General features: G+C 69.3%; 18 protein-coding genes. 10 read left to right on the top strand and 8 right to left on the bottom strand.

Annotated elements, in window-relative coordinates:
* Nucleotides 1-224 precede the first annotated feature (224 nt).
* Nucleotides 225-6,965 carry an autotransporter-associated beta strand repeat-containing protein gene (locus AC3A56_RS12735; protein ID WP_487770576.1) on the top strand — a complete coding sequence of 2,247 codons (6,741 nt, stop codon included), beginning with the start codon at nucleotides 225-227 and terminating at the stop codon, nucleotides 6,963-6,965.
* Nucleotides 6,966-7,014: 49 nt separating this feature from the next.
* Nucleotides 7,015-7,752 (top strand): 3-oxoacyl-ACP reductase FabG, encoded by a 738-nt coding sequence (fabG, locus tag AC3A56_RS12740; RefSeq protein WP_056767948.1) that lies wholly within the window; start codon nucleotides 7,015-7,017, stop codon nucleotides 7,750-7,752.
* Nucleotides 7,753-7,756: 4 nt separating this feature from the next.
* Here the strand turns inward: fabG and AC3A56_RS12745 are convergent, their stop codons facing one another.
* The 4 genes from AC3A56_RS12745 to AC3A56_RS12760 are packed head-to-tail and all read right to left on the bottom strand — an operon-like array spanning nucleotide 7,757 to nucleotide 12,102.
* Nucleotides 7,757-9,337 carry an NAD(P)/FAD-dependent oxidoreductase gene (locus tag AC3A56_RS12745; protein ID WP_487770577.1) on the bottom strand — a complete coding sequence of 527 codons (1,581 nt, stop codon included), beginning with the start codon at nucleotides 9,335-9,337 and terminating at the stop codon, nucleotides 7,757-7,759.
* A gap of 28 nt (nucleotides 9,338-9,365) precedes the next feature.
* On the bottom strand, nucleotides 9,366-10,124 hold the full coding sequence (locus tag AC3A56_RS12750) for a glycosyltransferase family 2 protein (RefSeq protein ID WP_056767955.1): 759 nt from the start codon (nucleotides 10,122-10,124) through the stop codon (nucleotides 9,366-9,368).
* Complete coding sequence (locus tag AC3A56_RS12755) at nucleotides 10,121-10,912, bottom strand: beta-ketoacyl synthase chain length factor (protein ID WP_487770578.1); 792 nt, start codon at nucleotides 10,910-10,912, stop codon at nucleotides 10,121-10,123. The genes AC3A56_RS12750 and AC3A56_RS12755 overlap by 4 nt, the downstream gene beginning before the upstream one ends.
* Nucleotides 10,909-12,102 (bottom strand): beta-ketoacyl-[acyl-carrier-protein] synthase family protein, encoded by a 1,194-nt coding sequence (locus AC3A56_RS12760; protein WP_487770579.1) that lies wholly within the window; start codon nucleotides 12,100-12,102, stop codon nucleotides 10,909-10,911. The genes AC3A56_RS12755 and AC3A56_RS12760 overlap by 4 nt, the downstream gene beginning before the upstream one ends.
* Nucleotides 12,103-12,250: 148 nt before the next feature.
* On the opposite strand from AC3A56_RS12760, the gene AC3A56_RS12765 reads away from it, so the two are divergent.
* Nucleotides 12,251-12,955 (top strand): ElyC/SanA/YdcF family protein, encoded by a 705-nt coding sequence (locus tag AC3A56_RS12765; RefSeq protein WP_487770580.1) that lies wholly within the window; start codon nucleotides 12,251-12,253, stop codon nucleotides 12,953-12,955.
* A gap of 113 nt (nucleotides 12,956-13,068) precedes the next feature.
* Nucleotides 13,069-13,977 carry an oxygen-dependent coproporphyrinogen oxidase gene (gene hemF / locus AC3A56_RS12770; protein WP_487770581.1) on the top strand — a complete coding sequence of 303 codons (909 nt, stop codon included), beginning with the start codon at nucleotides 13,069-13,071 and terminating at the stop codon, nucleotides 13,975-13,977.
* An 89-nt stretch (nucleotides 13,978-14,066) separates the two neighbouring features.
* Here hemF and AC3A56_RS12775 read toward each other — a convergent pair whose 3' ends face one another.
* Nucleotides 14,067-14,726, bottom strand: coding sequence for a DUF4097 family beta strand repeat-containing protein (locus AC3A56_RS12775; RefSeq protein WP_487770582.1), 660 nt, complete (start codon nucleotides 14,724-14,726; stop codon nucleotides 14,067-14,069).
* Nucleotides 14,727-14,872: 146 nt separating this feature from the next.
* Here AC3A56_RS12775 and gpmA point away from each other — a divergent pair, with 146 nt between their 5' ends.
* From gpmA to AC3A56_RS12790, 3 genes are all read left to right on the top strand, one after another.
* Nucleotides 14,873-15,616: a 2,3-diphosphoglycerate-dependent phosphoglycerate mutase gene (gene gpmA / locus AC3A56_RS12780; RefSeq protein WP_056767969.1), complete on the top strand. Its 744-nt coding sequence runs from the start codon at nucleotides 14,873-14,875 to the stop codon at nucleotides 15,614-15,616.
* A gap of 2 nt (nucleotides 15,617-15,618) precedes the next feature.
* Nucleotides 15,619-15,990, top strand: a complete 372-nt coding sequence (locus AC3A56_RS12785) for a cupin domain-containing protein (RefSeq protein ID WP_056714452.1) — start codon at nucleotides 15,619-15,621, stop codon at nucleotides 15,988-15,990.
* Nucleotides 15,991-16,086: 96 nt separating this feature from the next.
* The gene (locus AC3A56_RS12790) at nucleotides 16,087-16,629 is read left to right on the top strand and encodes a CcdC protein domain-containing protein (RefSeq protein WP_487770583.1); all 543 of its coding nucleotides are present in this window, start codon (nucleotides 16,087-16,089) and stop codon (nucleotides 16,627-16,629) included.
* A gap of 15 nt (nucleotides 16,630-16,644) precedes the next feature.
* Here AC3A56_RS12790 and zapE read toward each other — a convergent pair whose 3' ends face one another.
* On the bottom strand, nucleotides 16,645-17,766 hold the full coding sequence (gene zapE / locus AC3A56_RS12795; RefSeq protein WP_056714455.1) for a cell division protein ZapE: 1,122 nt from the start codon (nucleotides 17,764-17,766) through the stop codon (nucleotides 16,645-16,647).
* Nucleotides 17,767-17,800: 34 nt separating this feature from the next.
* Nucleotides 17,801-18,490 (bottom strand): alpha/beta hydrolase, encoded by a 690-nt coding sequence (locus AC3A56_RS12800; RefSeq protein WP_056767978.1) that lies wholly within the window; start codon nucleotides 18,488-18,490, stop codon nucleotides 17,801-17,803.
* 48 nt (nucleotides 18,491-18,538) lie between these two features.
* Between AC3A56_RS12800 and AC3A56_RS12805 the strand changes: the two genes are divergently transcribed.
* On the top strand, nucleotides 18,539-19,129 hold the full coding sequence (locus tag AC3A56_RS12805; RefSeq protein ID WP_487770584.1) for an acyl carrier protein phosphodiesterase: 591 nt from the start codon (nucleotides 18,539-18,541) through the stop codon (nucleotides 19,127-19,129).
* A 283-nt stretch (nucleotides 19,130-19,412) separates the two neighbouring features.
* On the opposite strand, the gene AC3A56_RS12810 is transcribed toward AC3A56_RS12805, so the two are convergent.
* Nucleotides 19,413-19,934 carry a c-type cytochrome gene (locus tag AC3A56_RS12810; protein ID WP_056767984.1) on the bottom strand — a complete coding sequence of 174 codons (522 nt, stop codon included), beginning with the start codon at nucleotides 19,932-19,934 and terminating at the stop codon, nucleotides 19,413-19,415.
* Nucleotides 19,935-20,407: 473 nt separating this feature from the next.
* Between AC3A56_RS12810 and AC3A56_RS12815 the strand changes: the two genes are divergently transcribed.
* Nucleotides 20,408-21,661 carry an efflux RND transporter periplasmic adaptor subunit gene (locus AC3A56_RS12815; protein ID WP_056714487.1) on the top strand — a complete coding sequence of 418 codons (1,254 nt, stop codon included), beginning with the start codon at nucleotides 20,408-20,410 and terminating at the stop codon, nucleotides 21,659-21,661.
* A 101-nt stretch (nucleotides 21,662-21,762) separates the two neighbouring features.
* Nucleotides 21,763-25,002, top strand: coding sequence for an efflux RND transporter permease subunit (locus tag AC3A56_RS12820; protein WP_487770585.1), 3,240 nt, complete (start codon nucleotides 21,763-21,765; stop codon nucleotides 25,000-25,002).
* Nucleotides 25,003-25,015 lie beyond the last annotated feature (13 nt).

Here is a 25,015-nt window from a genome sequence, read left to right on the forward strand (position 1 = left end):
CGCAATGGACATGCTGACGGGCGACTGCCGGACGAAAACCGCAAGCGCCGCGACCCCGCAGCGCCCGCCCTTGCGTCACGCACATCCGATCGACTCTTTCCGGGCCGGGCCACGCCGACCTGTACGCCCGCCGTCGCCCCGTCGCGGCGTTATCCCCGTTTCTTTCTTCCGGTGACCGCATTGATGCGACCGCCGCCCCGTTCTCTTGCCAAGGACCTCGCGCCATGAACCATACCTACCGTCTGATCTGGAACCGCGCCCTGCGCGTGATGCAGGTGGCTTCGGAACTGGCTGTCACGCCACATCGGAGTGGAGCCACCGCCGCGGCCACGCGCGCCCGCACGCCGCACCGCCTGCTGGCGGTGGCTTGCGCCGCGGCGCTGTCGGTCAGCCTGGTTCCGCTGCCGGCATGGGCCACCGTGGGCGGCAGTCTGGGCGGTGCGGGTGGCGCGGGCGGCGGTGCCTACGGCGGCAGCGGCGGCAACGGCAACGGCACGGGTGGCCAGGGTGGCAGCGGTCTGGCGGGCGATGCCGGCAGCAACGGCAACGGCGGTGATGGTGGCCACGGCGGCTCGGCCATCAGCGCCGGCGGTGCCGGCGGCAGCGTGGGCGCCACCGCCATCGGCAACACCTCGATCAGCGGCGGCGACGGCGCGGACGGCCAGACCGATCCGGGCGTCACCTTCATGAGCGGTGGCGGCGGCGGTGGCGGCGACGGCGTGTACGCCGCAGGCACCAGCCTCGCTCTCGGTGTCGGCCTGGGCATCACCGGCGGCAATGGCGGCAACGGCGGCGACGGTGACCGCATCGGCGGCGGCGGTGGTGGTGGCGGCGCCGGCCTGGTCGTGTTGAGCGATGGCAGCACGTTGGGCAACGCCGGCAGCATCACCGGCGGCAACGGCGGTAATGGCGCCACCGGCCAATGGAGCGGCGGCGGTGGCGGTGGCGGCGACGGCATCCTGGTGGCGGGCGCGAACGGCAACCTGACCAACAGCGGCCAGATCACCGGCGGTGCGGGCGGCGCTTCGGGCGGTCCGGGCAGCTTCAGCGGCGCCGCTGGCGAAGGCGGCGCCGGTGTCGACCTGGCCGCTGACGGCAGCGAGGTCACCAACAGCGGCGACATCGCCGGCGGCGACGCCTTCACCATCGCCGGCGCCGGCATCGTGGGTGGCAACGGCAGCCAGGTCACCAACCAGGCCAGCGGCAACATCATGGGTGGCGCTACCCTCAACAGCGGCACCACTGGTGGCCACGGCATCACGGCCACCACCAGCGGTGCGGCGAGCTTCGTCATCGACAACGCGGGCAGCGTGAGCGGCGGCGTGGGCGCCCAGGCCGCTCCCGGTTTCAGCGGCAACGGCGTCGGTGGCAGCGGTATCCAGGCCACCGGCAACGTGACCATCGGCAACAGCGGCCGGATCGCAGGCGGCACCGGCGGCTCCGGTGGCGGTGGCGGCACCGGTGGCATCGGCATCGCGGCCACCGCTGCCAGCGGCGAGCAGATCGGCATCACCAACCGCACCGGCGGCATCATCGAAGGCGGCTACGGCGGCGTGTTCCATCTCGGCAACATCGGCGGCCAGGGCATTCATGCCAGTGGCAACGTGAGCATCGTCAACCAGTCGGGCGCCTCGATCCTCGGCGACGAAGGCGGCCTCAGCGACATCAGCACCACCGGCGGCACCGCGATCGTCGCCGTCGACGGCGTCAGCATCGACAACAGCGGCACCATCGCGGGCACTGGCGGCATCATCGCCGGAACCGCCGTGATCGCGAACGCGACCAGCATCGTCAACCGCGCGGGCGGCACGATCCAGGGCGGCAACGGCCAGGGTGCCAACGCCGGCGCCGCGGCCATCGTCGCCAACGGGCAGACATCGATCGACAACAGCGGCAGCCTGGTGGGCGGCGTCAGCTCCGACGATGGCACCCAGGGCATCGCGGTGCTGCTGTCCGGCGGCGGCAATTCCCTGCTGCTGCGCGCGGGCTCCAGCATCACCGGCGCCGTGATCAGCAGCAGCGGCACCGGCGTGGGCGGCGACAGCCTCATCCTCGGCGGCGACGTCGATGCCGTTGGCGGCAACACCTTCGACATCGGCTCCGTCTTCGGCTTTGCCAGCCACCGGAAGAGCGGCGCCAGCACCTGGACGCTCAGCGGCAACGGCTCTGTGGCGCAAACGTGGTCGATCACCGGAGGTACCCTGGTCGGCGACAGCAGCAGTCTGGTCGGCAATATCGACGACGGCGCGGCGCTGGTCTTCGACCAGGCCAGTGACGGCAACTACGCGGGCCTCGTCAGCGGCGCCGGCAGCCTGACCAAGACCGGCACCGGCACGCTCACGCTGAGTGGTGCAAACAGCTACAGCGGCGGCACCTTCATCAACGCCGGCACGCTGTCCGTTGCCGCCGACGGCAACCTGGGCGACAGCGGCGGCGCGGTGAGCATCGGAAATGCCACGCTGCAGGCCGGCGCCTCGTTCAGCTCGTCGCGTGCCATCGAGATCACCAATTCCGCCCACATCGACAGCCAGGGTTTCGACGTCACCCTGGCCGGTCCGATCACCACGGCCAGTTACGGCAACCTCATCAAGGACGGCGCGGGGACGCTGACCCTCACCGGCCACGCCAATTCGTACCAGGGCACCGGCATCGAGGCAGGCACGCTGGCGCTGTCCGGCGACGGTGCGATCAGCGGCACCCTGAACATCGCCAGCGGCGCCTTCTTCGACCTGTCGCAGACGAACGCGGGAACCCAGGTCGCGACCCTGTACGGCGACGGCACCGTGGCGCTGGGCGCGCAGACGCTCACCATCAGCCTGGGCGCCTCCAACTGGAGCTTCGGCGGTGTGCTGGCAGATGGCGGCATCGCCGGTGGCACTGGCGGCAGCGTGGTGTTTGCCGACGACCGCGGCAGCGCCACCTTCAGCGGCATCAGCACCTATACCGGCAGCACCACCATCGCGGCCGGCACCTGGGCACTGACCGGCGCAGGCAGCATCGCCGCATCCAGCGGGCTGACCGACAACGGCATCTTCGACATTGCCGGCACCAGCGCCGGCGCCAGCATCGCCAGCCTGGGCGGCGGTGGCGCGGTGACCCTGGGCAGCCAGACGCTGACCCTGAGCGATGCCCACGACAGCTTCGCCGGGATCATCGGGGGCAATGGCGGCCTGGTGCTGGCCGACGGCCGCCAGGTGCTGAACGGCGTCAACACCTACGCCGGCCTCACCGAGCTGCGCGGTGGCACCCTGCTGGTGGGCGACGCCGCGCACGCTTCCGCCGCGATTGTCAGCGATACCCAGGTGGACAGCGGCGCCACGCTGGGCGGCCACGGCCGCATCGACGGTGATGTCGCGCTGCAGTCCGGCGGACACCTGGCCCCGGGCGGTTCCATCGGCACGCTCAGCATCGGCGGCAATCTCGGCGCCGCATCCGGCAGCGTGCTGGATTACGAGTTCGGCGCCCCCGGCGCGGACCTGCATACCTTCGGCGCGGGCGACAGCGTGCAGGTCGACGGCGACCTCACGCTGAACGGTGCCGTGCTCAACGTCGTCGACGCCGGCGGCATGGGCGCCGGCCTCTACAACGTGTTCCGCTGGGGCGGCGCCCTGGTCGAGAGCAACGGCGGTCTTGCCTTCGGCACCACGCCGGCCGGCAGCATCCTGCAACTGCAGACGCTCCTCGCCAGCAAGCAGATCAACCTGCTCAACACCGCCGGCCTGACGCTGAACTTCTGGAACGCCAACGGCCAGGCCACGGCCACCCGGATGGGCGGCGGCAGCGGTACATGGTCGACGACCGCGCCGTTGTGGACCGATGCCATCGGCTCCGTCGACGCGGCGATGCAGCCGCAGCCGGGCTTTGCCATCTTCGGCGGCGATGCAGGCACGGTGACGGTGGATGGCGGCAACGGCGCCGTCACCGCCAGCGGCCTGCAGTTCGCCAGCGATGGCTATGTGCTCGGCGGCGACACGTTGACCCTGGTCGGCGGCCAGGGCGCGACGCCGGTGATCCGGGTCGGCGACGGCAGCAGCGCCGGCGCGGACTGGACGGCCACGATCAACAACGTGATCGCCGGCAGCGACGGCCTGGACAAGGCCGACGCCGGCACCCTGATCCTGGCCGGCAACAACACCTACACCGGTGGCACCACGGTCAGCGGCGGCACGCTGTCGGTGTCCGCCGATGCCAACCTCGGTGACGCCGGCGGCGCCCTGGTGCTCGATGGCGGCGTGCTGCAGGTGACCGGCAGCAGCTTCGCCAGCACCACGCGCGCATTGTCGATGACCGCCGCTGGCGGCGGCTTCGACATCGTCGATGCCGGCCACACCTTCACCGTGGCGCAGGCATTGGACGGCAGCGGCAGCCTGCGCAAGCTCGGTGCCGGCAGCCTGCTGCTGGGCGGCGCCAACAGTTACAGCGGCGGCACCGTCATCGAGGCCGGAACCCTGCAGGTCGGCGACGGCGGCACCAGCGGATCGCTGGGCAGCGGTGCGGTGACCAACAACGGCACGCTGGTGTTCGACCGGAGCGATGACGTGGGCGTTGCCGGCGCGATCTCCGGCAGCGGCGCACTGGTCAAGGATGGCGCCGGCGTGCTCACCCTGACCGGCGCCAACAGCTACGCCGGCGGCACCACGATCCGTGCCGGCATCCTGCAGGTCGGCGATGGCGGCACCGGCGGTTCGCTGGGTAGCGGCGCCGTGACGAACGACGGCACGCTGGTGTTCGACCGGAGCGACGCCGTGGGCTTTGCCGGGGTGATCTCCGGCAGCGGCGCGCTGGTCAAGGATGGCGCCGGCGTGCTCACCCTGACCGGCGCCAACAGCTACGCCGGCGGCACCACGATCCATGCCGGCACGCTGCGCGGCGACACGGTCAGCCTGCAGGGCGACATCGTCGATCATGGCGTGCTGGTGTTCGACCAGGCGACCGATGGCAGCTACGCGGGCCAGCTTTCCGGCAGCGGCAGCCTGCACAAGCTGGGTGGCGGCAGCCTGCTGCTGGGCGGCGCCAACAGTTACAGCGGCGGCACCGTCATCGAGGCCGGAACCCTGCAGGTCGGCGACGGCGGCACCAGCGGTTCGCTGGGCAGCGGTGCGGTGACGAACAACGGCACCCTGGTGTTCGATCGGAGCGATGCCGTGGCGTTTGCCGGCGCGATCTCCGGCAGCGGCGCGCTGGTCAAGGATGGCGCCGGCGTGCTCACCCTGACCGGTGCCAACAGCTACGCCGGCGGCACCACGATCGGTGCCGGCACGCTGCGCGGCGACACCGCCAGCGTGCAGGGCGACATCGTCGATCACGGCGCGCTGGTATTCGACCAGGCGGTCGATGGCAGCTATGCCGCTGCCCTTTCCGGTGGCGGCAGCCTGGGCAAGACCGGTGCCGGCACCCTGACCCTGAGCGGCGACAACCATGGCTTCAGCGGCGACGCCGAGGTCCTGGCCGGTGGCCTGGCGGTGGACGGAACGCTGGGCGGTTCGCTGGCCATGGACGCCGGCACGCGCCTGTCGGGCAGCGGCACGCTGGGCAACCTGGACCTGGCCGGCACGCTGGCACCGGGTCATTCAATCGGCACGCTTTCGGCCAGTGGTGACGTGACGATCCGCAGCGGCGCGTCCTATGAAGTGGAGACCAACGCAGCCGGTAACAGCGATCTGCTTGCCGTGACCGGACACGCCACGCTGCAGGGCGGTTCCGTGCTGAACCTGGCCAGCGACGGCAGCTACACGACGCAGACCACCTACACCATCCTCACCGCCGCCGGCGGTGTCGAGGGCCAGTTCGGCGCGGTCACCACCACGCTGGCCTTCCTCGATCCCAGGCTCGACTACCTGGCCAACGCGGTGCAGCTGACGCTGAGCCGCAACGACGTCGACTTCTGCGCGGTGACGGTCACCGCCAACCAGTGCGCCACCGGCAATGCGGTGGAACACCAGGGTGGCGGCGGGCTGTACGACGGCTTGCTGAGCCAGGACGTGACCACCACCCGCGCGGCACTCGGCCAGTGGTCGGGCGAATCGCTGGCCTCGACCCGCACCGCGCTGCTGCAGGACAGCCGCTTCGTGCGCGAGGCGATGGGCGACCGCCTGCATCGCGCGGACACCGCGCAGGATCATGCCCGCGCCGTCGGCGCCAGCGCGGGTTCGATCTGGATGCACGGCTGGAATCATTCCGGCCACGCCGATGGCGACGGCAATGCATCATCGATGCAGGGCCATGGCAGCGGCATCCTGCTCGGCGTGGATGCGCCGATCGGCGACTGGCTGCGTGCCGGCATCACCGCCGGCGAAGGCCAGGATGCGCTGGACGTCACCGCGCTCGACAGCTCGGCCTACGTGAAGAACCGGCACCTGGGCATGTACGCCGGCGGCCGCTGGAACGGCTGGTCGCTGGATGGCGGCGTGGCCGAAAGCTGGCACGACATCCGCAGCACGCGCCACGTCGATGCCGTGTTGCCGGGGACCTTGCGCGCCGACTACCACGGGCGTACCCGCCAGGCGTATCTCGAAGGCGGCTACCGCTACACCGGCGCGCACGGCAGCGTGCAGCCGTTCGTGAACCTGGCGCACGTGGCGGCATACACCGGCCAGGTCGATGAGCGAGGCAGCGTCACCGCCTTGCGCAGCGCGGGCGAAACCACCGAGGTCAGCCTCGGCACGCTCGGCGTGCGTGGCCTGTGGCAACTGGCGGACGGCGCCGCGACGCCGGTGTCGCTGTACGCCACACTCGGCTGGCGACACGCATTCGGCGACCTGGTGCCGCTGGCGCAGCAGCGTTTCGCCGATGGCGAACGCTTCACCGTCAGCGGCGTGCCGCTGCGGGCGAATGCCGCGTTGGTGCAGCTCGGCATCGACGCCGGCTTGTCCCGGCACACCAGCCTGCGTGCCGGATATGACGGCGTGCTGGCCGGTCGTGAAAGCGACCATGCGGTGCGGATGACCCTGCAAGTGACGTTCTGAAGGGGGCCACGCGCTGCGCTAGACTCGCGCTTTTGAGCGGACGAAAGTCATGAGCGAACCTGCGAGTCTGCGCCGCGCGCTGGTCACCGGCGGCAGCGGCGAACTCGGTGGCGCGATCTGCCAGGCGCTGGCCGCGGCCGGCTGGCAGGTGATCGTGCACGGCCACCACAGTCTGACCCGCGCCGAGGGCATCGCGGCCGCGATCGTCGCCGCGGGCGGCCGTGCGCAGGCGCTGGCATTCAACGTCGCCGACGCCGAGGTGACCCGCGCCGCGCTCGACACGCTGCTGGCCGAAGGACCGATCCACGCGGTGATCAACAACGCCGGCATCCATGACGACGCGCCGATGGCCGGCATGAGCGACGAGCAGTGGCATCGGGTGATCGATGTCTCGCTGCACGGCTTCTTCCACGTGACCCAGCCGCTGCTGCTGCCGATGGCGCGGCAGCGCTTCGGCCGCATCGTATCGGTCAGCTCGGTGGCCGCCCAGCTGGGCAATCGGGGACAGACCAACTACGCGGCCGCGAAAGCCGCGCTGCACGGCGCCAGCAAGTCGCTGGCGCGCGAGATGGCTTCGCGCGGCATCACCGTCAACGTGGTGGCGCCCGGCGTGATCGAAGGGCGTATGGCCGACGCGGCGTTTCCGCCCGAGCGCATCCGCGAGGTGGTGCCGGCGCAGCGCGCGGGCAAGCCGGAGGAAGTCGCCGCCCTGGTCGCCTTCCTGTGCTCGGACGCGGCCGCCTACATCAACGGCCAGGTGATCGGCGTCAACGGCGGCATGGGCTGACCGGCTACGCCACCGCCCTGAACAGCGGTGGGCGCGGCTGGCCCGACATCGGTGCGTGCAGGCGCGGGTCGCTGGCGCTGGCCTGCAGCACCAGCGCATCGGCCACGCCATCGAGCATGCGCACGTTATGGCGCAGGCGGGCGCGGACACCGGCTTCGTCGAGCGGATCGTGCAGGGTCGCATTGAGTTCGCCGAACCATGCCAGCGCGCACTGGTCGAGCATCTCGCGCCGGCTGTGGCTGCCGGCGGCGGCGTGCCAGTGGCGGAACAGCGACTGCATGCGGCTGTTCAGCGCCTGCGCCTGCTCCAGCTCCGCGCGCATTTCGCCGAGGAACGCCAGGTCGGTGAGCCGCTGCTGGAACACCAGCTGGCACAGCACGCCCCAGTAGTACGCGTAATCCCAGATCACCTTGGCCGACAGCACCTCGGGGTTGCCGAACAGCGGGTACTGCTTGCGGAACAGGGTCAGCGTGCTGTCGTAGAACGAGAGGTACAGCTTTTCGTAGAAGTGCGCGTAGGGCGCGAGGTTGTGGCCGGCGCGGTCATGACCGATCAGCCCGGTGATGTAGGTGTTGCTGATCGCGATGAAGTCGCTGCCGGGCGAGTAGAACGGATCGAGGAAGCTGCCCGCCTCGCCGGTGAGCGCCCAGCGATCGGCGCTGAACAGCCGGCTGCTGCTGAACGAGTAGTCGCGCAGGAAGCGGAAGTCGAGCAGGCGATCGCGCTCGGCGGCGATCGCGCGGCCCATCGCCGGCTGCTTTTCCTGCAGCCATCGCAGCGCGTGCTCGAAATCGCGCATGCCGTCCAGCGGATGCATCGCCGCGTCGCAGACGATGCCCACCGAATGCGCGCCCGAGCCCAGCGGAATCAGCCACGCCCAGTAGCCGGCACCCATCAGGTGGTTGGTCGAGCGCCAGCGCTCGGCCGGCGTGCAGCGCGCGCCCCATTCGGCGTCGTCGCTCCAGCGGCCGATGTCCAGTCGGGTATCCATGCGGAACCACACCGCGTTGGCGTGGTGGCCGTTGTCCACGGTCAGTTGCAGCCGGTGACGCAGCAGGCCGGCGCGACCGGAGGCGTCGAGCAGCCAGCGTGCGGCGACGGTCTGTTCGCCCTTGTCGTCGGTGAAACGCACCTCGTGCGCACCGCCATGTTCGCCCAGGCTGAAACCCCTGACCGTGGCGCCGTCGCGAAAGTCGATGCCGCGCCGTCGCGCCTCCTCGCCCAGGAAGTTCTCGAAGATGCCCCGGTCGAGCTGGTAGCTGGGGATCGGCAGCACCCGGCTCACGCCCAGTTCGGTGGTGTTCTGGATGTCGTCGCGTCCTTCGGAAAAGAAGTAGCGCAGGCCGAACTTGCGGATGTGCGCCGCATCGAGGTGTTCGCGCAGGCGCAGCGTGTGGTCGAAGTAGTGCGCGCCGATCTCCACCGTGGATTCGCCGACCTTATGCGCGGCCACCGGCAACGGATGACGGTTGCGCTCCAGCACCAGGATGTCCATGTCCGGGAACTCGCCACGCAGCTGCAGCGCCAGGCAGAGGCCGGCCAGACCGCCCCCGAGGATGACCGCTTCGTGCTCCGTCCGGCTCATGCGATGCACTCCGTGGTGGTGCGGAAACTCAGTGCGTCGCACCGCCTTCGAAGAGGATCGGCGCGGCGCGCGAACGACGGTAGCTGGCCACGATCCGACCGTAATGGACCACGCGGCCGATCGTGTAGGTGGTGATGCGGGTGACGTCGCGCACCGGCTTCAGGTGGCTGGGCCGGAAATTGCCGTGATAGCGCGAGGCGATCGGCACCGAGACCACGCCCAGCCGCTTCTCGCGCGAGGCGGCGATCAGGATCGCCGCCTCGAACACGAAGTTCTCCGCCGGCAGGTCGACCAGTTCCAGCGCGGCGCGCGGATACCAGCGCTGGCCGCTCTGGGTGTCGGCGATCGGTTGCGCGCAGGCCCAGGAAATGCCCCAGTCGGCCACCGCGTTGGCGCGGCGGCGGCCCTTGGGCTGCTGTTCCTTGTCCAGCAGGCGCGCGCCGATCACGATGTGCTGCGGGTACTTCGTCGCCGCGGCCACGATGTGCGGAATGTCGGCAGCCAGGTGCTGGCCGTCGCCGTCCATGGTCAGCACGGCGTCGTAGCCGAGCTTCACCGCCTCGCGGAAGCCGTGGCGCAGCGCTTCGCCCTTGCCCTTGCGCTGCTCGTGGCGCAGCAGGGTCACCGGCAGCGTGGCGACGATGTCCGGCGTGCGATCGTCGGAGCCGTCGTCGATCACGATCACCGGTGCACCGAGCGCCAGCACGGATTCGACCACCGACTGGATCGCGGCCTCTTCGTTGAGGCAGGGAATCAGCACGCACCAGCGCGGGTTGACGGTGTTCAAGCGACGTTCTCCATGTCGATCTGCAATCCCAGTTGCGCGGCCGCCTCGACATGGCAGCTGCCATCGCCCAGCGCCAGCCGTGCCAGCAACGGCAGCGCGGCGGCCGAAGGGTTGGCCTGGCGCCAGCCGGCCAGCGGTTCGTCGAGTGTGCTCGAAGCCGCCGCGGTTGTCAGCGTCAGCCGCAGCCGGGCCAGGCTGCGCGGCCTGCGGGTCGGCGTCAGCAGCAGGGCGCTGCCGAACGGTTGCGCGCAGGCGGTCACTTCGAGCAGCGGGCCGGTGCCGATGTAATCGCTGCACACCAGCAGCACCGGGCGCTGTTCGCTGCACACCTGGCTGGCCGCCTCGAGCAGGCCGGCGCCGAAGCTGGCGCGTTGTGCCGCGATCGCGGTGGAAGGCGCATGGCAGCCGGTGGCGATCGTCCAGTAGCCCACCGCGGCGTTGTGCACCGAGTTGTGGAAGCGGATCGGCGACAGCTCGGTCGGCACCTGGGCCAGCGTGGCGCACATGTAGTCGGTGATCGCCTGGTCGCCGTGCGAGGAGGCGAACACGCAGGCGACGCCGGCCGCATCCTGGCCGCTCATCGCCACCGCCTGGCCGGCGACCTCCACCGCCAGCAGCACGCTTTCCGGCGCGCGGCGGCGTTCGTTGGCGGGCAGGGTGGCGGCCGCGGGTCGGCGCGGCGGCGGTTCCGGCAGGCGGCCGGCGAGCATCTCGCGCAGGGCGGCGAAGTCGGCCAGCTGCGACGACCACACGCCGATGCCGTCGACCCAGACATCCAGCCCGCTCATGCGCCGAATCCTGCGCGGGCAAAGGCGAGGCAGGCGTTGTTGCCGCCGAAGCCGAACGAATTGCTGAGCGCCACCTCGACCGTCTGCCGCTCGTTGCGCCAGGCGAACTGCGCGCCGCAGGCGGGGTCGGGCGTGTCGCCGCCGAGGTTGCCGGGAATCAGGCCGTGTTCGATCGCCTGCATCGCGATGGCGGCCTCGACGATGCCGGCGGCGCCCAGCGTGTGGCCGGTGTAACCCTTGGTCGAGCTGGCCCGGGTGCGGGCGGGAAACGTCCGCGTCACCAGCGCCGCTTCCACCTCGTCGTTCTTCTGGCTGGCGGTGCCGTGCAGGTTGATGTAATCGACCTGCACCGCGGACAGGCCGGCGCGGGCCAGCGCATCGTCCAGCGCCAGTTCGGCGCCGAGGCCTTGCGGGTGCGGAGTGGACATGTGGTGGGCATCGCTGGCTTCGCCGTAACCGAGCAACTGCACGGCATCGGGCGCAGCGGCGGCACGTTCGAGCAGGGCGAAGCCGGCCGCCTCGCCGATCGAGATGCCGTTGCGGGCGGCGTCGAACGGTCGGCACGGCTCGCGCGAGACCAGCTCCAGCGCGTTGAAGCCGAACAGCACGCTGTCGCACAGGCTGTCCACGCCGCCGACCACGGCCGCGTCGACCAGGCCCAGGCGGATCAAGCGCTCGGCGCTGGCAAACACCTTGGCGCTGGACGAGCAGGCGGTGGAGACGGTGAGGCAGGGACCCTCGAGCTGCAATGCCGCCGCCACGAAGGCGGTCAGCGAGTGCGGCGCGTGCAGCGGCGGATAGAGCCGGTCGTCGCTGAAGCCGCCGTCGGCGTCGAGCTGGCGATAGGCCTCCTCGGTGGCGCCGATGCTGGCGGTGGAGGTGCCCAGCAGCAGGGCCACGCGCGCCGCGCCGTACCGTGCGCGTGCCGCCTCGACCTTCTGCATGAAGCCATCCTGGTTCAGGCCCAGCCAGGCCAGCCGGTTGTTGCGGCAATCCCACACCTGCAGGCTGGCCGGCAGGCGCACCTCTTCCACGCCGTCCACGCGGCCGATCCAGCACGCCAGCGGCGCGCTGCTGATGTCGTTCGGACGCAGGCCGCTGCGGGCAGTTTCCAGCGCGGCGAGCTGGGCGGCCAGTCCGCTGCCCAGCGCCGACGTGGCGGTATGGGCAGTGACGGCGAGAGGGGTCATCTTGGTGGGCATCTTCGAAAGCCTAACGGTGACCCGGCGGAATGCCTAGCCTGTGCATGCGAGCGCAGAGCGTGACGGCGACTGCATGAAGATGTCGCGAACAGGCGTGCGAAACTAGGCCGCATCGTTCCCGCCGCCCCGGTCCCCCGTGCAAGCCCATCCGCCGACCTCCCGAAGTCCCTGGCGCTACCTGCGCGATCGCGACGTGCAACGCGCGGCGCTGGTGACCTTGCTGACCCTGGTGCTCAGCGCGGGGCTGATCTGGCTGGGCTATCTGGTCCACGTGTGCCGGGTCGCCGCACGCAGCCCGCTGCAGCCGCCGCGGCGGATGATCGTGCTGGTGTTTGGTCGCCAGCTGGTGCGCGACGCGCCGGGTGCGGACTACCGGCAACGGCTGCGCCGCGCGCTGGCGCTGGTCGAACAGCGGCACACCGATCACCTGCTGCTGCTGGGCGGTTACAGCGGCGGGACGCAGAGCGAGGCGGCGGCCGGCGAGGACTGGCTGCGGCGGCATGGCCTGGCCGGCGCCGTGCGCATGGAACTGGAACAGGATTCGGTGGACTCGCTGGAGAACCTGCGCCACGCGCGCCAGCTGTTGCGGATCGACTCGGCCACCGGCGAGCTGCCGCCGGTGGCCCTGCTGACCAGTCGCTACCACCTCGCGCGCTGCGGCATGCTGGCCAGGCGGCTGGGCTTCGACGGACAGCCGGTCGCCGCCGAGTCCACGCTTTCGCTGCGGCCACGCACGCTTGGCCGCCTGCTGATCGAGGCCAGCTACCTGATGTGGATCGACGTCGGTGCGCGCTGGGCCGCGCTGACCGGCAACCGGCGGATGGCCGAGCGGCTGAGCTGACATGCGCGCGCCGCGCGCGCCCTGATCCAGCGCAGGCGTCCGCGGCGCCGCGTCGCAGCGCCCGCGCGGATCGCACTTGCTAAGCTGATCGCCTTACCGCAACGAGTCCCGTGATGAGCAGCCAGCAAGCCGACCGTGCCGAAACCTTCCTGCGCGAACTGCAGGACCGCATCTGCCGCGCGATCGAACAGGTCGATGGCGGCGCACGTTTCGAGGAAGACGCGTGGACCCGCGCCGAAGGCGGCGGCGGGCGCACCCGCGTGCTGCGCGACGGCGCGGTGTTCGAGCAGGCCGGGGTGAATTTCTCGCGCGTGTCCGGGCACAAGCTGCCGCCCAGCGCCACCGCGCATCGGCCGGAGCTGGCCGGCGGCAGCTTCGTCGCCACCGGCGTGTCGCTGGTGCTGCATCCGAAGAACCCGCACGTGCCGACCACCCATGCCAACGTGCGCTACTTCGAGGCCAGCAAGGACGGCGTGGAACCGGTGTGGTGGTTCGGCGGCGGCTTCGACCTCACCCCGTTCTATCCGGTGGACGAAGACGTGCGCCACTGGCACACGGTGGCGCGCGACCTGTGCCAGCCGTACGGCGCGGACGTCTATCCGCGTTACAAGCAGTGGTGCGACGAATATTTCTACCTGAAGCATCGCGACGAGACCCGCGGCGTGGGCGGGCTGTTCTACGACGATCTCAACGAAGGCGGCTTCGAGCGCTGCCTCGACTTCACCAGGGACGTGGGCCAGGGCTTCCTCGACGCCTACCTGCCGATCGTGGAACGCCGCAAGGCCACGCCGTACGGCGAGCGCGAGCGCGAATTCCAGCTGTACCGGCGCGGCCGCTACGTGGAGTTCAACCTGGTCTACGACCGCGGCACCCTGTTCGGCCTGCAGTCCGGCGGGCGCACCGAATCGATCCTGATGAGCCTGCCGCCGCGGGTGCGTTTCGAGTATGCGTACGCGCCGGAAGCCGGTTCCGCCGAAGCGGAACTGGCCGCCTACCTGAAGCCGCGCGACTGGCTGTCGTAGGAGCGGGAAATGAGTGAAGAGGAGTGAGAGAAAAGCCAGCGAACGTCCTGCTCTCTCTCACTTCTCACTCCTCTCCCCTCACTCCTGCCTTACGGCGTGGCGCCGCTGAACTTCACCGCCGTGGCGCCCTTCACCGGGCCGATCTGCGCGCTGTCGCTGACCTTCAGCACCACCTCGCGCTTGAACTCCAGCGTGCCCTGCACCACCGCGTGCGGGCCGATCACCACCACCGGCGTGTGACTGTTGCCGCTGAACCAGCTGTGGCTCTTGTCGACCAGGATGCCGCCCTCGACGCGCGAGTTCGCGCCCACGGTGATGTCGCCCGAAACGGTGCCGATGCCGCCGGCGACGTGGGCGGCGTCCAGCACGATCGCACCGTTGACGTTCTCCACCCGGCCGCCGACGTCGGCGCCCTGGTCCAGATGGATCGCGCCGTTGACCGCATCCACCTTGCCACTGACCCGGCTGCCTTGGCCCAGGGTGATCGAACCGTTGACCGTGTCCAGTTCGGTGGCCTGCGCCTTCGCGCCCAGTTCGACCGCGCCATTGACGGTGCTGGCTTCCTTCACCACGGCGTTGTCGCCGACGTGGACCGCGCCGTTGACCGTGCTGACGTCACCCGCCTGCTGGCCGGCTTCCACGCGCACCGCGCCGTTGACCTTGTCGATGTCGCCGTCGTGCGCGGCCGCCAGCAGCGGCAGGCCCAGCGCCAGCGTGCCGAACATCAGAAGGGTGGGGAATCGACGCATGACAATCTCCTTGAGTGGGTAGGTACCGGCATTGGGATGCCCCGCGCGGTCGGCAGGTTTAGCATGACCTGTGGCAGGGGCCGCGTTTGACGACAGCGGGGTCGGCCTGCACCATTCCCGCTTTATTCCCTTCTGTTGAGCATCCCATGCACAAGCTCGTCCTGATCCGCCACGGCCAATCGCAGTGGAACCTCGACAACCGTTTCAGCGGCTGGGCCGACGTCGATCTCACCGAGCAGGGCATGGCCGAGGCGCGCGAGGCGGGCCGGCTGCTGACCGAAGGCGGCTACAGCTTCGACGTGGCGCATACCTCGGTGCTCAAGCGCGCGGTGCGCACGCTGTGGGGCGTACAGGACGAGATGGGCCTGATGTGGCTGCCGGTGGTCACCGACTGGCGCCTCAACGAGCGTCACTACGGCGGCCTCACCGGCCTCAACAAGGCCGAGACCGCGCTGAAGTACGGCGAGGACCAGGTGAAGATCTGGCGCCGCAGCTACGACATCCCGCCGCCGCCGCTGGATCGCGCCGCCAACGAGTCGGTGCACGATCCGCGCTACGCGAAGCTCGACCCGAAGGACATCCCCGACACCGAATGCCTGAAGGACACCGTGGAACGCGTGCTGCCGTACTGGCACCAGGTGCTGGCGCCGGCGATCCGCGCCGGCCAGCGCGTGCTGGTGGCCGCGCACGGCAACTCGCTGCGGGCGCTGGTGAAGTACCTGGACGGCATCTCCGACGAGGCGATCGTCGAGTTGAACATCCCCAACGGCGTGCCGCTGGTCTATGAATTCGACGACGAGCTGAAGCCACTGCGCCACTACTACCTCGGCGACGCCGAGGCGATCGCCGCGAAAATGGCCGCGGTGGCCAACCAGGGCAAGGCCAAGTAGGCATGTCCTCCGCTGTCTCGCCGAAGGCTGCCGCGGCCGCACTGGTCGAATACTGGTCGCCGCGCGTGATCGGCGAACTGGACGACAGTTATCTGAAGGTGGCCAAGCTGCTGGGCACCTTCGGCTGGCACAGCCATGACGACGAGGACGAGCTGTTCCTGGTGCTCGACGGCCGGCTGCGCATCGAGCTGGAAACCGGTGCGATGGAACTGGAGCAGGGTGAGCTGTTCGTGGTGCCCAAGGGCACGCGCCACAATCCGGTGGCCGCGGCCGAATGCCTGATCCTGCTGATCGAACGCAAGTCGACCCTGCATACCGGCAACCAGGTCACCGAGCGCACGCGCTCGATCGCGCAGCAACTGGGCGATGCCTGATCCGCGCGACGGCCTGTCCGATGGGTGACATTCGTCAGTCGTCAGCCGGACCATGGCTGAATTAAGCTGCCGTCGACGCCTGCCAACGGAATGCCCATGCCTGCCCATCTGACCAGTTACCTGATCATGCTGCCGTTGCTGGCCTGGATGGTCTGGAAGCGCGTGAGCCGACAATTCGGCCGCCAGCCGATCCGGCGCAAGCGGATGATCGCCCGCATCGTGATCTTCGTGGTCCTCGGCGGCCTGATGGCGCTCAGCGGACTGCAGCGGCTGGCGCTGGCCGAAGGGTTGCTGGGCGGCGTCCTGATCGGCGGCGCGGTGGGCCTGGTCGGCCTGCGCCTGACCCGCTTCGAGATCGACCCGGTCAAGGGCGACTGCTACGTGCCCAATCCGTGGATCGGCGCCTTGCTCACCGCCCTGCTGCTCGGCCGGCTGGCCTGGCGCCTGTTCGAGATGTGGCAGATGCAGGCGACGGCGGGCGGCGCCGGGGCGATGCAGCCGATGGGCCAGGCACTGACCCCGTTGACGCTGCTGGTGATCGGCCTGCTGGTGGGCTACTACATCGTGTACTTCACCGGCCTGCTGATCCATCACCGGCGTTTCCAGCGCAGCCATCCGGGCATCGCGACCCCGCTGTGACGGGGGCGCGCGGGTTCATTCCGGCCGATGCGGCAGGGCCAGGTATTCCTCGCTCTGCATCTCGATCAGGCGCGACTCGGTGCGGCCGAATTCCGCGCGCAGCCGCTCGCCGTCGTACAGCTCGGTGATCGGCGCGGCGGCGGACAGCACCAGTTTCACGTGGCGGTCGTAGAACTCGTCCACCAATTGCACGAAGCGCTTCGCCGCGTCCTCGCTGTACACGGTGAACTGCGGCACGTTGGAGATGATGATCGCCGGGCCGGCCTTGGCCAGTGCGATGTAGTCGGCCACCGCCCGCGGGCCTTCGCACAAGGCGCCGAACTCGAACCACAGCACGCCGTCGGCTCGTTTGACGAAGGGAATGTCGCGGCCGTTGATGCGCAGTTGGCCATCCTGCTCCACTTCGTCACCGGCCTGGCTGGCGAAGATCTTTTCCAGCGTGCGATGCGCCTCGGCGCCCGGCGGCGTGAGGTAGACCGAGGCCTGGGTCAGCGCGCGCAGGCGCCAGTCGCGCGAAGAGGCCATCTCCACCACGTGGCATTGCCGTTCGATCAGCGCGATCGCGGGCAGGAAACGCGCGCGTTGCAGCCCGTCCCGGTACAGGTTCGACGGCGCGGTGTTGGAGGTGGTGACCAGGGTGACGCCGCGCTCGAACAGCGCGTCGAGCAGGTTGGCCAGGATCATCGCGTCGCCGATGTCGTTGACCAGGAATTCGTCCAGGCACAGCACCCGGCAGCGTGCGGCGATGCCCGCGGCGACCTCGACCAGCGGGCTCTGCCGCTCGCCGAGCTGGCGCAGGCTGTCGTGCACTTCGCCCATGAAGCGATGGAAGTGCCGGCGCAGCACCACGCCATGCGGCAGGCTGGCGGCGAACAGGTCCATCAGGAAGGTCTTGCCGCGGCCCACCGTGCCCCACAGGTACAGGCCCGGCACCGGCGCGGGTGGCTCGTCGTTGCCGAGCAGGGATTTCAGCCGGCCGAACAGGCCGCTGTCGCTGGCCGGTGCGGCGCACAGCGCCGCGTGCATGCGATCGAACTCGGGCAGCAGCGCCAGCTGGGTCGGGTCGGACTCCCAGCGGTGCGCGGCGACGCCTTCGTGATAGCGCGCGCTGGGCGCGAGCGAGGGGTTTTCACTCATGGAGCGGACAGGTCGTGAAGTGGGGATGCAGGTTTCAGTCGTTTCGCGGCGGCGGCAGCCAGCCAAGCACGGCGTGCTTGATCGCGCCGCGCAGGTCCATCAGGCGGCGATGGAAGAAGTGGCTGGTGTCGGGCATGCGGATCAGCTCGGGCTTGTGCTCCAGCGTGTCGATCCAGTCGAACACCGCCTGCGGATCGACCACCTCGTCGGCTTCCCCTTGCACCACCAGCCAGGGGCAGGTGGGCAGGGTGACCGGGCCGAACTCCCGCCGGCCCACTGGCGGGGCGATGCTCACCAGCGCGTCGGCACGCAGCCTCACCGCATTGCGCAGGGTCACGTAGCTGCCGAACGAGAAACCGCATAGCCACAAGGCATCGTGCGGCCGCCGCTGGCGTACCCAGGCCACCACGGCGGCCAGGTCTTCGCTTTCGCCGTCGCCCCGGTCGAACTCGCCGGCCGAATTGCCCGCGCCGCGGAAATTGAAGCGCACCGTGTCCAGTCCCGATTCGCGCAAGGCGCGTTCGGCCATGGTCACCACCTTGTTGTGCATGGTGCCGCCTTCCACGGTCAGCGGATGGCAGATCACCGCCACGCCACGGCGCGCGCAGGCCGGCTCGGCGACATCGCTGATGGTTTCCAGCTTGCCGACCGGGCCGTCGAGCAGGAAACTGGCGGCGACATCGGGAAAGGTGGCCGGTTCGGCGGGGAGTTCGGTGGGATTCATGCGCACGATGATAACCGCCGATCGGATCGCCTGCCGCGGAAGCCGCCGGTGAACCATCTGGCGCACGCCCTGCTGGCCGGTGACGACGAGGACCTGCAACTGGGCGGCATGCTCGGCGATTTCGTCCACGGGCAGCCGGACCCGGCGCTGTACGCGCCCCGGGTGATCACCGGAATCCGCCTGCATCGCGCGATCGACGTCCATACCGACGCCCACCCGGAGGTGCTGGCGGCCAAGGCCCTGCTGCCGTCGCCCTATCGCCGGTACGCGGGCATCCTGCTCGACATGTGGTTCGACCATTGCCTGGCGCGCGACTTCCCGCGCTGGAGCGGGCAGCCCCTGTTGCCGTATTCCGACGCGCTGCGCGCCCTGCTGTGGCGTGGCGATGCGCTGCTGCCCCCGGCCCTGCGGCGCTTCCGCGGTTACATGGATTTCCACCAGCTGCCCGCCGGCTATGCCGATCGCGCGGTGCTGGGCCAGGCGCTGGCGGGCATCGGGCAGCGCCTGAGCCGGGCCAACCCGCTGGATTCGGCGCTGCCGGTGCTGGTGGAACGGGAGGCGGAACTGCAGCGGTGCTTCGAGGTGTTCTTTCCCGAGTTGCAGAGGTTCGCGCGGGAGTGGGTGGAGGAGGCCGGGTGAGTCTCTTCTCCCTCCCCTGCGCAGCAGGGGAGGGTTGGGGTGGGGTGCTTTTGATCTTCCTCGTACTCCGAGGCTCCCCATCCCAACCTTCCCCCACGGGGGAAGGGGCGAACGAAAACGCCGCCCGAGGGCGGCGTTTGTAGACGGCTTGTTGGATCAGGCGGGGTCGCCTAGCTCAAAAGCGACCCCCTCCCAACCTCCCCCTGCTTTGCAGGGGAAGGGGCGAACGAAAACGCCGCCCGAGGGCGGCGTTTGCAGACAGCTTTTTGGATCAGGCGAAGTTTTACTTCGCCTGATCAGCGATCCAGTGCACCGCGTTGGTGACCTGTTCGTCGGTGAGCGCCGGGTTGCCGCCCTTGGGCGGCATGAAGTTGCCGTCGGGGCCGTGGTAGCCCTCGATCGCGTGCTTGACCAGCACGTCGATGCCCTGGGCCAGGCGCGGACCCCAGGCGGCCTTGTCACCCACCTTGGGCGCGCCGGCGACACCGGAGGTGTGGCAACTGGTGCACAGGTGATCGAAGATCGCCTTGCCGTCGGTGGTGCCACCGTAGGCCACCTGCGAGGCAGCGGCCTTGGCGGCGGCATCGGCGGCGGCCTGCATCGCGGCGCGGCCGGTGTTGCCGGCGTAGACGGCGCCAGCCGGGGCGATCCGCGCGGCCACCCGGGCCGGCTGCTCCGGATTGGTTTCCTTGGGCTCGTGCTCATGGATGGCCAGCGCCGCGAAGATCAGCACGACCGTCAACACGGCGAGCCCGCCGATCATGATCGAAAACTGGCGCAGGACGCTGTGGTCCGCCTTGCTCATGGAACCGCTCACGCACGTACTCCTTTCAGTGGGCACGGCGGAACGCCACCATGGCGGCCCCGACCTGCCTCGATTGCCTGTTGCTGTCACACCGGATCATGAACACCTCCACGCAGGGTGGTCCATGAGTGCGCGACGCTGATCAAGCTTGCCCCCGGCCCGGGTTCGGGGATCGGACAGGCAACCAGTCGGAGATTATAAACGAAGCGCGCGGCAAGTTTCAGGCTCCGGTGACGACGGACCCCGTGAACGGGGTCGGCGAAAACCGGGCGCAACCCCGCGCGAAAGCCATTACCCTGCCATCGGTCATGGCGCACCCATGTCAACCGGCATTGTTCATTTTCGTTGAACTGCCCCTATGCTTTCACCTCAAGAGTCGTCCGTCGGCGCAATCTGAAAGCACCGCCAGGCGGCAGATGCATGTCACGCTGCTGCGTGTCGCATGGCCGCACCGTTCAATCCAGGAGTTTTACATGTCGCGTTTTTGGAAGATCGCGTTGATCGTCATCGCCGTGATCGTGGTGGCGGCGCTGGGGTTCCGTCTGCTGCACAAGCCTGCTCCGGCTGGCCCCGCGTCCTCGGCCCAGGCGGCCGGCAAGGACCGTGGCGGCAAGGATGGCAAGAACGAGACGCCGCCGGTGCCGGTGACCGTGGTGCCCGTGGTCAAGCAGAACGTGCCGGTCTACCTGACCGCGCTGGGCACGGTGCAGGCGCTCAACACGGTCAGCGTGAGCCCGCAGGTCGGCGGCCAGTTGCTGAGCCTCGAGTTCACCGAGGGCCAGCCGGTGAAGAAGGGCCAGGTGCTGGCACAGATCGACCCGCGCACCTACCAGGCGGCCTATGACCAGGCCGTGGCGCGCCAGCGCCAGGACCAGGCCATGTTCGACACGGCCAAGAGCAACCTGGCACGCAGCCAGGACCTGGCCGCCAAGGGCTACATCTCCAAGCAGGACCTGGACACCTTGCGCAACACCGCCGCCCAGTACCAGGCCGCCGTGTCCGCCGATGCGGCCAGCCTGCGTGATGCGCAGGTGCAGTTGAACTACACCAGGGTGATTTCGCCGATCGATGGCCTGGCCGGCATCCGCGGCGTGGACCCGGGCAACGTGGTGACCACCTCGAGCACGATCGTGACGCTGACCCAGCTGCACCCGATCAACGTGATGTTCACCCTGCCCGAGCAGAACCTGGACATGGTGCGCAGCGCCGCCGGGAAGGACGCCGCCGCGCTGCAGGTGACCGCGCTGGATCGCACCGATGCCCATCCGATCGCCAGCGGCGGCGTGCTCAAGGTGATCGATAACCAGATCGATACCACCACCGGCACGTTCCGCCTGAAGTCCGAATTCCCGAACGCGAAGAACGAACTCTGGCCGGGCCAGTTCGTCAACGTGCAACTGCTGGTCAACACCGTCGATGGCGGCCTGGTGATCCCGGCGCAGGCGGTGCAGCGCGGGCCGGACGGCGACTATGTCTACCAGGTGCAGGGCGACAGCACGGTCAAGATGCAGGCGGTGGTGGTGGCCGGCGAAGTGGGCGACAGCCACGTGATGATCGGCAGCGGGCTCAAGGCCGGCGACCGCGTCGTCACCGAGGGCCAGTTCCGGCTGAAGCCCGGCAGCAAGGTCAACGCGCTGAAGCCGGGCGAAGTGCCGGCGGTGCCGACCGCCACCGAAATGGAAAAGGCCAAGCAGAACAGCAAGGGCGGTGGTCGCCGTCACGGCTGAGCAGCCAGCCTGCGCCGCCGCGACACCCGAAGTTGCGCGGCTGCGGCCGCGCGCCAGCCATGATCGCGGCTGAAACCGCACTTTAGACGTTACGGATAGCCATGGGATTCTCGACCCTCTTCATTCGCCGACCGATCGCCACCTCGCTGCTGATGGTGGCGGTGCTGCTGCTCGGCATCCTGGGCTACCGCCAGCTGCCGGTGTCGGCGCTGCCGGAAATCGAGGCGCCGAGCCTGGTGGTCAGCACGCAGTACCCGGGCGCCAGCGCCAACACCATGGCCTCGCTGATCACCACGCCGCTGGAACGCAACCTGGGGCAGATCTCCGGCCTGACCATGATGAGTTCGGACTCGTCCGCCGGGCTGTCCACGATCATCCTGCAGTTCTCGATGGGTCGCGACATCGACATCGCCGCCCAGGACGTGCAGGCGGCGATCAACCAGGCCAAGGGCACCCTGCCGGGCAACCTGCCGTATCCACCGGTGTACAACCGGGTCAACCCGGCCGATGCGCCGATCCTCACCCTGAAGCTCACCTCCGACAGCCGCCAGCTGCGCGACGTGAACGACCTGGCCGACTCGATCATTGCGCAGAAGCTGTCGCAGGTGCAGGGCGTGGGCCTGGTCTCGATCGCCGGCAACGTGCGGCCGGCGGTGCGCGTGCAGGTGAACCCGGCGCAGCTGTCCAATCTCGGCCTGACCATGGAAGACGTGCGCAGCGCGTTGACCCAGGCCAACGTCAATGCGCCCAAGGGCACCTTGAACGGCAAGACCCAGAGCTACTCGATCGGCACCAACGACCAGTTGAGTGATGCCGCCGAGTACAAGAACACCATCATCAGCTACAAGAACAACTCGCCGGTGCGGCTGTCCGACGTGGCCAAGGTGGTCGACGGCGTCGAGAACGACCAGCTCGCCGCGTGGGCCAACGGCAAGCCGGCGGTGCTGCTGGACGTGCGCCGCCAGCCCGGCGCCAACATCGTGCAGACGGTGCAGCAGATCCGCAACGTGTTACCCGAACTGCGCAATGCGCTGCCGGCCGACGTGCACCTGGACGTGTTCGCCGACCGCACCGTGACCATCCGCGCCTCGGTGCACGACGTCGAGTTCACCCTGATCCTCACCGTGTTCCTGGTGATCGGCGTGATCTTCGTGTTCCTGCGCCGGCTGTGGGCCACCATCATTCCCGCCACGGCGGTGCCGCTGTCACTGATGGGCACGTTCGGCGTGATGGCGTTCACCGGCATGTCGCTGGACAACCTGTCGCTGATGGCGCTTACCGTGGCCACCGGTTTCGTGGTGGACGATGCGATCGTGATGATCGAGAACATCGTGCGCTACATCGAAAAGGGCAAGAGCGGCAAGGAGGCGGCCGAGATCGGCGCGAAGGAGATCGGCTTCACCGTGCTGTCGCTGACCGTGTCGCTGGTGGCGGTGTTCCTGCCGCTGCTGCTGATGCCCGGCGTCACCGGCCGGCTGTTCCACGAATTCGCCTGGGTGCTGACCATCGCGGTGACCATCTCGATGCTGGTGTCGCTGACGCTGACCCCGATGATGTGCGCCTACCTGCTCAAGCCGGATCAGCTGCCCGAAGGCGACGACGCCCACGAGCATCATGCGGCGGCCGGCAAGCGCACCGTGTGGTCGCGCACCGTGGCGGTGTACGAAAGCTCGCTGGACTGGGTGCTCGATCATCAGCGCCTGACCATGCTGGTGGCCGGCGCCGCGGTGGTGCTCACCGTGTTCCTGTACGTGGTGATCCCGAAAGGCCTGCTGCCCGAGCAGGACACTGGCCTGATCACCGGCGTGGTGCAGGCCGACGACAACATCGCCTTCCCGCAGATGGAGGACCGCACCAAGGCGGTCGCCGAGGCGCTGCGCAAGGATCCGGCCGTGGCCGGCGTGGCCGCCTTCATCGGCGCCGGCACGATCAACCCCACGCTCAACCAGGGCCAGCTCAGCATCGTGCTGAAGGATCGTGGCGACCGTGACGGCCTGGACGAACTGCTGCCGCGCCTGCAGCAGGCGGTGGCCAATATCCCGGGCGTGGCGCTGTACCTGAAGCCGGTGCAGGACGTGACCCTGGACAGCCGCGTGGCCGCCACCGAATACCAGTATTCGATGTCCGACGTCAGCGCGTCCGAACTGGCCGGCTACGCCAACCAGATGACCGAGGCGATGCGCCAGCGGCCGGAACTGGCCGACGTCGACAACAACCTTGCCGACAACGGCAATGCACTGAAGCTCACCATCGACCGCGAGAAGGCCAGCCGCCTCGGCGTGCCGGTGCAGAGCATCGACGATACCTTGTACGACGCGTTCGGCCAGCGCCAGATCTCGACCATCTTCACCCAGCTCAACCAGTATCGCGTGGTGCTGGAAGTGGCGCCGGAGTTCCGCACCAGCGACGACCTGCTGACCAAGCTGACCGTGCGCGGCAACGGCAGCGGCGCGCTCGTCGGCAGCACCGCGACCAGCTTTGGCCAGCTGAAATCCAGCAATTCGGCCACGCCCTCGGGCATCGGCAACACCGGCAACGTGGGTTTCCAGATCGGTGGCGGCGGCAGCATCCCGCTGTCCTCGCTGGTCACCGCCGAAGTCACCAGCGCACCGCTGGTGGTCAGTCACCAGCAGCAGCTGCCGGCGGTGACCCTGGCCTTCAACGTGGCGCCGGGTTATTCGCTGTCCGACGCCGTGGCGGCGATCCACCAGGTCGAGTCGCAACTGAACTTCCCGCCCCAGGTGCGCGGCGAGTTCGTCGGCAAGGCCGCCGAGTTCACCTCTTCGCTGGGTGACGAAGTGTTGCTGCTGCTGGCCGCGATCGTGGTGATCTACATCGTGCTGGGCGTGCTGTACGAGAGCTACATCCACCCGCTGACGATCATCTCCACCCTGCCGCCGGCCGGCGTGGGCGCGCTGCTGGCGCTGATCCTGTGCGGCATGAGCCTGTCGGTGGACGGCATCGTCGGCATCGTGCTCTTGATCGGCATCGTCAAGAAGAACGCGATCATGATGATCGACTTCGCGATCGAGGCGCGTCGCACCGGCCTCAATGCGCGCGAGGCGATCCATCGCGCCTGCCTGCTGCGTTTCCGCCCGATCATGATGACCACCGCCGCGGCCATGCTGGGCGCGCTGCCGCTGGCGCTGGGCAACGGCATCGGTTCCGAGCTGCGCCGGCCGCTGGGCGTGGCCATCGTGGGCGGCCTGCTGCTGTCGCAGCTGGTCACGCTGTACACCACGCCGGTGATCTATCTGTACATGGAGCGCTTCTCCGACTGGCTCGCCGTCCGTCGCGAGCAGCGTGCGCTGGCTCGCCATCAGGCCAGCCACGCGGCGTGATCCTTCGATACCC

The organism is Rhodanobacter sp. Soil_C_14, from assembly GCF_057657335.1.

Bases quoted from the DNA above. Each gene is read 5' to 3' on its own strand.
- AC3A56_RS12735 (WP_487770576.1), top strand. From the start codon at position 225: ATGAACCATACCTACCGTCTGATCTGGAACCGCGCCCTGCGCGTGATG.
- fabG (WP_056767948.1), top strand. From the start codon at position 7,015: ATGAGCGAACCTGCGAGTCTGCGCCGCGCGCTGGTCACCGGCGGCAGC.
- AC3A56_RS12745 (WP_487770577.1), bottom strand. From the start codon at position 9,337: ATGAGCCGGACGGAGCACGAAGCGGTCATCCTCGGGGGCGGTCTGGCC.
- AC3A56_RS12755 (WP_487770578.1), bottom strand. From the start codon at position 10,912: ATGAGCGGGCTGGATGTCTGGGTCGACGGCATCGGCGTGTGGTCGTCG.
- AC3A56_RS12760 (WP_487770579.1), bottom strand. From the start codon at position 12,102: ATGACCCCTCTCGCCGTCACTGCCCATACCGCCACGTCGGCGCTGGGC.
- hemF (WP_487770581.1), top strand. From the start codon at position 13,069: ATGAGCAGCCAGCAAGCCGACCGTGCCGAAACCTTCCTGCGCGAACTG.
- AC3A56_RS12775 (WP_487770582.1), bottom strand. From the start codon at position 14,726: ATGCGTCGATTCCCCACCCTTCTGATGTTCGGCACGCTGGCGCTGGGC.
- gpmA (WP_056767969.1), top strand. From the start codon at position 14,873: ATGCACAAGCTCGTCCTGATCCGCCACGGCCAATCGCAGTGGAACCTC.
- AC3A56_RS12785 (WP_056714452.1), top strand. From the start codon at position 15,619: ATGTCCTCCGCTGTCTCGCCGAAGGCTGCCGCGGCCGCACTGGTCGAA.
- AC3A56_RS12790 (WP_487770583.1), top strand. From the start codon at position 16,087: ATGCCTGCCCATCTGACCAGTTACCTGATCATGCTGCCGTTGCTGGCC.
- zapE (WP_056714455.1), bottom strand. From the start codon at position 17,766: ATGAGTGAAAACCCCTCGCTCGCGCCCAGCGCGCGCTATCACGAAGGC.
- AC3A56_RS12800 (WP_056767978.1), bottom strand. From the start codon at position 18,490: ATGAATCCCACCGAACTCCCCGCCGAACCGGCCACCTTTCCCGATGTC.
- AC3A56_RS12810 (WP_056767984.1), bottom strand. From the start codon at position 19,934: ATGAGCAAGGCGGACCACAGCGTCCTGCGCCAGTTTTCGATCATGATC.
- AC3A56_RS12815 (WP_056714487.1), top strand. From the start codon at position 20,408: ATGTCGCGTTTTTGGAAGATCGCGTTGATCGTCATCGCCGTGATCGTG.
- AC3A56_RS12820 (WP_487770585.1), top strand. From the start codon at position 21,763: ATGGGATTCTCGACCCTCTTCATTCGCCGACCGATCGCCACCTCGCTG.